Origin of the sequence: Streptomyces sp. SID486 (assembly GCF_009865385.1) — a bacterium.
In the GTDB taxonomy this organism is placed as follows: domain Bacteria; phylum Actinomycetota; class Actinomycetes; order Streptomycetales; family Streptomycetaceae; genus Streptomyces.
Genome location: NZ_WWJT01000804.1, coordinates 1 through 2,326, shown reverse-complemented (window position 1 = coordinate 2,326; position 2,326 = coordinate 1). Strand labels below are relative to the sequence as shown.

General features: G+C 73.1%; 2 protein-coding genes and 1 pseudogene. 2 read left to right on the top strand and 1 reads right to left on the bottom strand.

The window, feature by feature from the left end; genetic code table 11:
• Positions 1-445: pseudogene (locus tag GT045_RS38165) on the bottom strand (ThiF family adenylyltransferase); the annotation flags it as partial.
• A gap of 327 nt (positions 446-772) precedes the next feature.
• Between GT045_RS38165 and GT045_RS38160 the strand changes: the two are divergent.
• Entirely contained in the window at positions 773-1,465 is a 693-nt protein-coding gene (locus tag GT045_RS38160; RefSeq protein WP_345942884.1) for a M48 family metallopeptidase, read from the top strand.
• Between the two features lie 253 nt (positions 1,466-1,718).
• Positions 1,719-2,326 (top strand): TerD family protein (locus GT045_RS38155; RefSeq protein WP_161337012.1); only part of this gene is annotated, 608 nt, incomplete at its 3' end.

The following is a 2,326-nucleotide window of genomic DNA, read 5'->3' as shown; positions in this document are numbered from 1 at the left end:
GCACCGACGCCAGCAGGGCACCCACGCGGCCGGCGCCCCGCACCCGCACCCGCAGCGCGCGGCGGGCCGCGAGCCGGGCCGGCGCACCGCCCGGCCCGGCGGTGATCAGGGACAGCGAGGCGAGGTCGGGGCGCAGCCGGTCCAGGACGTCCGTCCTCTCCCGCAGCGCGTCGGCGGCCGGTCCGCCGCCGCGGGCGTCGTCGACGAGGCCGGCGCGGGCCAGCCGCTCCACCAGCGCGTCGACCCGACCGTCCGGCAGCTTCGCGCGGCGGCCCTCCTCGCGCAGCAGGGGCAGCCCACGGGTGCCGTCGAGCAGGTTCAGCAAGCCGTCCGTCACCGCGTCGACCGGGCCCAGCGTCAGCGCGTGCGCCGGGGTCATCCCGAACTGCACCGTGCCGCGGTCGCGCCAGCCGCGCCGCAGCGCGGGCTTCACCATCGGATGCATGATCCACCCCCTGTCCGTCGAGACGTCCGGCGATCCGTGGCGGGACGTCCGGCAGGACCGGAACGTCCCCTGTTTTCCGTCGGCGGACTCGGGCGCCTTCCGCCGACGCCTGCCAGCATGCCTGGCCCGGGCGCCGGGCGTCGAAGGTTATCCACAGGGTGATGGATTCATCGTACGAATCGGGGGCGTGGCGCCCGTGAAACAGGGGATGATCTGTGTAAATCGGACCAGAGGATCGGTCGTACGAATCAAACACATGGTGGGGCACCAGCAGCGAACCGTCCCGGAGCCGGGACTTTGTCCCCGCCCACCGGGTACCGTCGGGGCGTGCCCGCCGACCCACTGCACAGCGCCGGAAAACCACAGCGCAGCACGACTGGCCAGCCCCCCGGGCGGCCCGGGGCGAGCGCGATCGAGGTCCGCAGGAGTGCCCGGCGCCGCCGTACGGTCTCCGCGTACCGCGAGGGCGATCGCACCGTCGTGCTGATCCCCGCCCGGATGTCGAAGGCGGAGGAGCAGCGCTGGGTGACCGTCATGCTCGCCAAACTCGCCGCGCAGGAGAGCCGGCGGGTGCTGGGCGACGCCGAGCTGGCCGGACGCGCCGAGCGGCTGTCGGCCCAGTACTTCGACGGCCGGGCCCGGCCCGCCTCCGTGCGCTGGGTCACCAACCAGAACACCCGCTGGGGTTCGTGCACCCCGGCCGAGGGCAGCATCCGGCTCTCGCACCGCCTGCAGGGGATGCCGGAGTACGTCATCGACTACGTGCTGTGCCACGAGCTGGCGCACCTGCTGGTCCCCGGCCACGGCCCCGGTTTCTGGCGACTGCTGGAGGCGTATCCGCGCACCGAGCGGGCCCGCGGCTACCTCGAGGGCGTGGTCGCCGCCGAACGGCTGCCGCACGTACCGGGCGCGCGCGGGGACCGGCACGAGCATGACGGCGGCGTCGACGGCGAGATCGACGACGGCGGCGTCGACGGCGAGACCGAAGACGGGATCGACGGCGGCGACGACGAGGACTGAGTATCCGTCCCCGCAGTGCCCTCGTCCCCCCCGCCGGGCGGGCGTCCGTCCCCGCAGTGCCCTCGCCCCCCCCGCCGGGCGGGTGTCCGTCCCGGTCGAACCCTCGCCCCCGCCGGACGTCCACCTGTGTGAGCGGCCGGGTGCGGTTGTGTACCGGGTCTGTACCGACCGCGACCCTCGGGGGTCGTCGCCGGCCTTTGCCGTTAGCCTGGCGCGACGCACTCACACTCGGGATGGGGGACGGTCGTAACGCATGGCCAGGGAATTCCAACGCGGCCACAAGGCCAGGATCAGTGACCTCACGCTGGGCACCGATCTGTACGTAGGCGTGCAGATCTCCGCCCCGGGGCTGTCCTTCGACATCAGCTGCTTCGGTCTCGACGCCGACGAGCGTCTCTCGGACGACCGGTACTTCATCTTCTTCAACCAGCCGAAGTCCCCGGAGGAGTCCATCCAGCTGCTGGGTGCCCAGGCGGGCGACACGGAGTCCTTCCGGGTCACGCTCGACCGGATACCGTCGCAGATCCGCAAGCTGTCCTTCACGGCGACCATCGACGGTGCCGGGCAGATGTCGCAGACCGCTCCCGGCTACCTGCGCATCGTGGCGGGCGGCGAGGAGGTCGCGCGGTACTCCTTCGACGGCTCGGAGTTCTCCACCGAGCGGGCCGTGATGCTCGGTGACTTCTACTTCAAGGACGGATGGCGCTTCGCCGCGGTCGGCCAGGGCTTCGACGGCGGTCTGGAGGCGCTGCTGAAGAACTTCGGCGGCGAGGTGCTGGAGGAGGAGGCGCCCGCCGCCCCGCAGCCGCAGCCGCAGCCGCAGTCCGGCGCCGCCCCCGGCTTCGCCCCGCCCGCCCAGGC